This window comes from Streptomyces phaeochromogenes, from assembly GCF_001418655.1.
Classification (GTDB): Bacteria; Actinomycetota; Actinomycetes; order Streptomycetales; family Streptomycetaceae; genus Streptomyces; species Streptomyces phaeochromogenes.
Genome location: NZ_LIQZ01000026.1, coordinates 25,152 through 31,236, shown reverse-complemented (window position 1 = coordinate 31,236; position 6,085 = coordinate 25,152). Strand labels below are relative to the sequence as shown.

5 protein-coding genes are annotated in these 6,085 nt (G+C 70.8%); 1 reads left to right on the top strand and 4 read right to left on the bottom strand.

What is annotated here, in order from left to right; all coding sequences use genetic code 11:
* Nucleotides 1-35 precede the first annotated feature (35 nt).
* The gene (locus AOK17_RS04455; protein WP_055610964.1) at nucleotides 36-1,463 is read right to left on the bottom strand and encodes a hypothetical protein; all 1,428 of its coding nucleotides are present in this window, start codon (nucleotides 1,461-1,463) and stop codon (nucleotides 36-38) included.
* 407 nt (nucleotides 1,464-1,870) lie between these two features.
* Here AOK17_RS04455 and AOK17_RS04450 point away from each other — a divergent pair, with 407 nt between their 5' ends.
* Nucleotides 1,871-3,703 (top strand): endonuclease/exonuclease/phosphatase family protein, encoded by a 1,833-nt coding sequence (locus AOK17_RS04450; RefSeq protein WP_055610963.1) that lies wholly within the window; start codon nucleotides 1,871-1,873, stop codon nucleotides 3,701-3,703.
* A gap of 94 nt (nucleotides 3,704-3,797) precedes the next feature.
* Here AOK17_RS04450 and AOK17_RS04445 read toward each other — a convergent pair whose 3' ends face one another.
* The 3 genes from AOK17_RS04445 to AOK17_RS04435 form a co-directional block, all read right to left on the bottom strand.
* On the bottom strand, nucleotides 3,798-4,535 hold the full coding sequence (locus AOK17_RS04445) for an SRPBCC family protein (protein ID WP_055610962.1): 738 nt from the start codon (nucleotides 4,533-4,535) through the stop codon (nucleotides 3,798-3,800).
* A 29-nt stretch (nucleotides 4,536-4,564) separates the two neighbouring features.
* A complete protein-coding gene (locus tag AOK17_RS04440) occupies nucleotides 4,565-5,275 on the bottom strand; it encodes an ArsR/SmtB family transcription factor (protein WP_055610961.1) in 711 nt (236 codons plus the stop codon).
* A 77-nt stretch (nucleotides 5,276-5,352) separates the two neighbouring features.
* Nucleotides 5,353-6,054 carry an antibiotic biosynthesis monooxygenase gene (locus AOK17_RS04435; protein ID WP_055610960.1) on the bottom strand — a complete coding sequence of 234 codons (702 nt, stop codon included), beginning with the start codon at nucleotides 6,052-6,054 and terminating at the stop codon, nucleotides 5,353-5,355.
* Nucleotides 6,055-6,085 lie beyond the last annotated feature (31 nt).

Genomic DNA, 6,085 nt, shown 5'->3' with positions numbered 1-6,085 from the left:
GGACGGGAAGGGGCGGCGGGGGCGAAGAAAACCCCCTACCCCCCTTGCTGCGACCGAGCCTTGAAAGCCGCCTTCCGCGCCTCCTTGGCAACCTTCTTGTCGGGGTGCAACCGCCCCATCGCCTCCAGCACATCCGGCGTGGCAGGGTGATCCACCCGCCAGGCCGCCGCGAAGAACCCCCCGTGCTGCGCGGCAAGCCCCTCGACAAGCGCCTGCAACTCCGCGGAGTTCCCCTCCGCGGCCAGCTGCGCCGCAATCGTGTCGACGGTCAGCCAGAACACCATCCCCTCGGACGGCGGGGGCACGTCCGAGGCCCCCCGTTCGGTGAGCCAGACCCGAGCGAGCCCACCCAGCTCGGCATCGTCGAGCACGTCACGGAGCGCGGGCGAGGCCTCCGTACCGACCAGCGAGAGAGCCTGCTGGCAGCGCAGCCGCCGCAGCGGCGCCCCGGCGTCGGCGCCCTTCGCCGCCGCGAGCAACTCCCGCGCCGCGGCGAGGGGTTCACGCCGGTCGAGCCACTGCTCGGTCTCGGCCTGCGCGGCGGCCGGCGGAAACGCGGAGGTGCTGTCGAGCAGCACGTCCGCCCCCTTGTCCGCGAGGTCGCCCACCGCGGGCGCCGCGAACCCGGCTTCGAGGAGCCGCGCCCGGATCCCGTACACGCCGAGGGGGGTGAGCCGCACCATCCCGTACCGCGAGACGTCCGTGTCGTCGACCGGCGCCGCGGGCTCCTCGTCGGCGTCGGCCATGAGGGCCTCGTCGACGGGCTGGAAGTCGACGAGCCCGATCGGCTCAAGGAGGCGGAACTGGTCGTCGAGCCGCATCATCGCGTCCGACACCTGCTCCAGGACGTCGTTGGTGGGCTCCCCCATGTCGTCGGGCACGATCATCGAGGCGGCGAGCGCGGGCAGCGGCACCGGGCCGTCGCCGGGCCCGTCCTCGCTGGAGGTCAGCAGGTAGAGGTTGCCGAGGACACCGTCGAGGAACTCCGCCTCGGCCTCCGGATCCCAGTCCAGTTGGGAGAAGTCGATCTCGCCGCCCTCGCCCATGGCCTCCACGAGGTCGTCGAGGTCGGGCACGCCGGCGTCGGCGAGCACGGTCTCCAGGGCGCCGAGCCACAGTCCCAGTACGTCCTGCGGTGCTCCGGAGAGGACGAGTTTCAGGTCGGCGCCCGCGGTGACGGTGCCCTCCTCCTCGTCCACGACCTCGACGAGCCCGGTGTCGACGGCGACCCGCCAGGCCTCGCTCGCGTAGGCAGCGGCGTCCCCGCCGTCGAGGCCGAGCTCCGCGGCGGCGGCCGGCAGCTGTTCCTCGACGAGTTCGCCGCCGGCCCCGACCCGGGTGTCCGGACCGGCCCAGCGGGCGAGCCGGACGGCACGCGAGAGAAGCGGCGTGGCGAGGGCGTCCCGCGCAAGCTCCGCTTCGGAGTGCAGACGCACCGGCGGCAGGGGGGAACTGTCTGACATCGGCTGGTTCTCCTAGGACGAACGTTCGGGCGTACATCTCGGACGTACACGAGACCCGCGGGCCGCCCGGGAAAACGCCTGCCGGCCGCCCCGGACACGCAGCCTCAGCCTAGACGGATTTGGCACCATGCCGCCCGGTTCATGAACCTGTCAGAAGTGTTAACTCGGGAAACCTTGACAAGTGCCGTGGCCAGACACGAGATTGACGCGCGTAGAAACTCGCGAGTAGCAGTGCATCGCGGCTTCTACGCGCGTCACGGACCGCCCCACCGGTTACGGCTCCACCCTTGCTTTCGTCCGTCCCCGCCCCACAGCTCCACCCTCGTCTTCGCTCCACAGCTCCACCCTCGTCCGTTCACCGCGCCACCCTCGTCCCGGCGCCCACGCACGTCCCCGGAGGGATCCCGTTGCCGAGCAAGTCTTCCGCACGCATAGCCGCGCTCACCGTCGCCGCCGTCTGTTCCACGGTCTCCGCGGTGGTCGTCACCTCGCCCGCCCACGCGGACGCCGTGGCCGTCCATGACATCCAGGGCTCCACTCGTACGTCCCCGCTCGCGGGCCAGCAGGTCACGGACGTGGCGGGCATCGTCACGGGCACGAGAACCTACGGTTCGTCCCGCGGTTTCTGGATCCAGGGTCCGTCCGCGGACGACGATCCGGCCACCAGTGAGGGCATCTTCGTCTTCACCAGCTCCACACCGAAGGTCGCCGTCGGCGACTCGGTCACCGTCTCGGGCACGGTCACGGAGTTCGTGCCGGGCGGTGCCTCGACCGGCAACCAGTCGGTCACGGAGATCACCCGGCCGACGGTGACGGTGGTGTCGAGCGGCAACGCGCTGCCCAAGGCCACGGTCATCGACAGCCGTTCCGTACCTGCCGCGTACACGCCCGAGGGCGACACGGCGGCGAGCGGTTCGGTGGGCGCCCTGACGCTGCGGCCGAAGAAGTACGCCCTCGACTTCTACGAGTCGCTGGAGGGCATGAACGTCGCGATCGGCTCGTCGCGCGTGGTCACCGCGACCGACCCGTTCTCCGAGCTCTGGGTGACGGTCAAGCCGCACGAGAACCCGAACCGCCGCGGTGGCACGGTCTACGGCGCGTACTCCTCGCAGAACACCGGCCGGCTGCAGATCCAGTCGCTGATCCCGACCGCCACCGAGCCGTTCCCGACGGCCAACGTCGGTGACACGCTCAAGGGCACCACCGAGGGCCCGCTCGACTACAACCAGTTCGGCGGCTACACGCTGACCGCCCGCACGCTGGGCACGGTGAAGGCGGGCGGCCTGGAGCGCGAGACGACGCGCAAGCAGTCGCGTTCTGAGCTGGCGGTGGCGACGTACAACGTCGAGAACCTCGACCCGACGGACGCCACGTTCGCCGCGCACGCCGCCGCGATCGTGGACCACCTGCAGTCGCCCGACATCCTGTCCCTGGAGGAGATCCAGGACAACAACGGCGCGAAGAACGACGGCACGGTCGCCGCCGACCAGACGATGCAGAAGCTGATCGACGCGATCGTCGCCGCGGGCGGCCCGGCGTACGAGTGGCGCTCCATCGACCCGGTGAACCTCGCGGACGGCGGCGAGCCGGGCGGCAACATCCGTCAGGCGTTCCTCTACAACCCGGAGCGCGTGTCGTTCGTGGACCGCGCGGGCGGCGACGCCACGACGGCCGTCGGCGTCACGAAGGTGCACGGCAAGGCGCAGCTCACGGTCTCGCCGGGCCGTATCGACCCGGCGAACGCCGCGTGGACGAACAGCCGCAAGCCGCTCGCGGGCGAGTTCACCTTCCGCGGCAAGTCGGTCTTCGTGATCGCGAACCACTTCGCGTCGAAGGGCGGCGACCAGTCGCTGCACTCGCAGTTCCAGCCGCCGGCGCGCAGCTCGGAGACGCAGCGCCACCTCCAGGCGACCGCGGTCAACGCCTTCGTCAAGGACATCCTCGCGAAGCAGAAGAACGCGGACGTCGTGACGCTCGGCGACATCAACGACTTCGAGTTCTCGCAGACGACGAAGCTCCTGGAGGACGACGGCGCCCTGTGGTCGGCCGTCAAGTCCCTTCCTAAGAGCGAGCGTTACAGCTATGACTACCAGGGCAACAGCCAGGTCCTCGACCAGATCCTGATCAGCCCGTCGATCCGCAAGGACTGCGACTTCACGTACGACAGCGTGCACATCAACTCGGAGTTCTCCGACCAGATCAGCGACCACGACCCGCAGGTGCTGCGGTTCCGCCCGTAGTCGCCGCGGGAGGACCGTAGTTGCCGCAGGAACACGCCGGTGAGCCCGGCCCCACGTCAGGGGGGGCCGGGCTCACCGGTGTCTCTGGAGAACGTCAGGCTGTGAAGGCCTGGTTCAGCCAGCCCTGCCAGGCCGCCTCGTTCCCCTTGGCGTCGGCGCCCGGGGCGAAGTCGTGGACGCTCATGCCGACGGGCGCGCCCCAGTGGTTGCGTCCGAAGAAGCGGATGAGGGCGTCGTCGGTGCGCAGCCCGATGAAGTACGGGTTGCGGAAGTCGACCACGGCGTCCAGCACTTGGCCGTCGGGTCCCTGGGCCCGTACGCGCGCTCCCTCGGCGGTGTCGTCCGCGAGGCCGAGTGCCCGGCCGACGGCGGCGAAGGCGTCGGCCGCCTTGGACGCGTCGGGACCGTCGAACGTGGCGAAGGCCGCCGGCCTGGCCGCGAACCTCGTCAGGTACTCGCGCAGGGTGTGGAGGTAGAAGTCGGTGTGCCTGCTCGCCCCGTCGTACTGGTTGTCCCAGTCGTCGACGAAGATCCCGCTGTGCACGTACCGCACCCAGGCGCGCCGTCCGCCGTCGCGCGGCTCGACGGTGTAGTCGAGCTGGTTGACGGTCTGCCCGGCGACTTCGTCGACGCCCTCAAGGCGGTTGGTGTACTGGTGCGGCGGGTCCCAGGCGGTGACGGTGGATCCCCAGGGGCCCCGGCCGCCCTCGCGCGGCTCGGGGGGCTCCATCGGCCACAGCCAGCCGCCGGTGCCGCTGGTGACGGCGTCCCACACCTGGTCGGGTGTGGCGTCGACCTCGAACTCGCGGGCGATCTCGAATTCCTTGGACATGGTGTGCTCCTGCGCGTCAACTAGGCGTGTCAGTCGGTGAGTTCGGGCACCGCTGAGGGCGCCACTGAAGGCGCCTCGGATGTCTTGGGACCCTCGGACGTACCGGATGCGGCCGATGTGCCGGACGTGGCAGCCGCGCCGGCCGCACCGGACGTCTCGGGTTTGACCGTGGGGTGGACGGCCACGACGATCCGGTGGTCGCGGCCCCCCTCGGCGTCCGGGGAGTCGTACTTGCGGATCAGGGCGCCGACACCGGCCGTCAGCTCCTGGATGAACGCGGCCCGGTCGGCGGCGGAGGCGAACCGCACCTCGCCGTCCAGCGCGTACGTGGCGAGCCGCTTGCGGGCCTTCGTGGCACCGGTGATGAGCGTGCCGACGTCCCGCACCAGCCGGGCGCCGAGCGCGAGCAGCCACCGCGCCGAGAGCTGGTCCCGGAACCGGTCCGGGTCGGGCTGCACGGCGGCGAGGGCGAGCGGCGAGATGACGTACGACGCCGCCGTCGCCCTCATCAGCCGCTCGGTGACGTTCCCCTTGCGGCGCTCGCCCGCGAGCTCGACCAGGCCGTGCCGCTCCAGCGCCTTCAGGTGGTAGTTCACCTTCTGCCTGGGCAGTCCGACCTTGCCGGCCAGCATGGCGGCCGACGCGGGTCCGGCCGCCAGCTCGGCCAGGAGCTGAGCCCTTATGGGGTCCAGCGAGGCGGCGGCTGCCGCCGGGTCCTCGATCACGGTCACGTCCAACATGACTCCACCGTCTCACCGAACACTTTTTTTGTCCAGACGGTTCTTCTTGTCGGCGTCCTGCTTGTGGGTGCCGGTGATCACTCGGGGAGGAGCCCGAGGGCGTGGGTGTAGCGGTGGACCGTGGACTGCTTCAGACCGGGGTACGTCTGTACGCGCTCCCACTCGGGCGTACGGGATCCGACGCCGCCGCCCGGCGAGGCCAGCGCGTCGATGTGGGCCTGCGCCGTCTCCCACTCGGCGTAGTTGAGGACCTTCGTGCCGTCGGTGCTCACGTGGAAGTGGGCGGAGATCCCGCCGGGGCTGAGGTTCGGCTCGCTCTCCAGGGCCTCGAACACGGCGTCCACCCAGGCGCGTTGGCGGTCGGGGTCCGGTCCCTCGAACTCGATCTCGACGATCACGACGCACCCCGGGATCCGGGTCTCCGCCTCCTGGGCGCCACTGCGGTAGCGCCGGTAGCGGCCGAGCCCCACCCGTTCGATCCCGGGCACGGCCACGTCGACCTCGTCCACGCGCTCCTGCCGGTGGACCTTCACGAACGCCTCGTAGTCCTGCTCGCTCCGCCACTGCGAGTGGTGCAGCAGGGTCGTGCCGTCCTCCCCGGTGTAGACGTGGTACCCGAGCAGCCCCCCGGCCGGCCACGCCCTGCGCTCCCAGGTGGCGGCGATCGCCTCGACCGTCTCCTTCTGCCGCTCGGGCGTCCCCACCCGCCAGGTGCTGAAGAAGGGCGCTCCCACCTCGGGGCGGGTCATCGCGGGGTGCGCATCGGTACGACGGGTCATCACGAACTCCAGTGATCGCTGATCGGTGTCC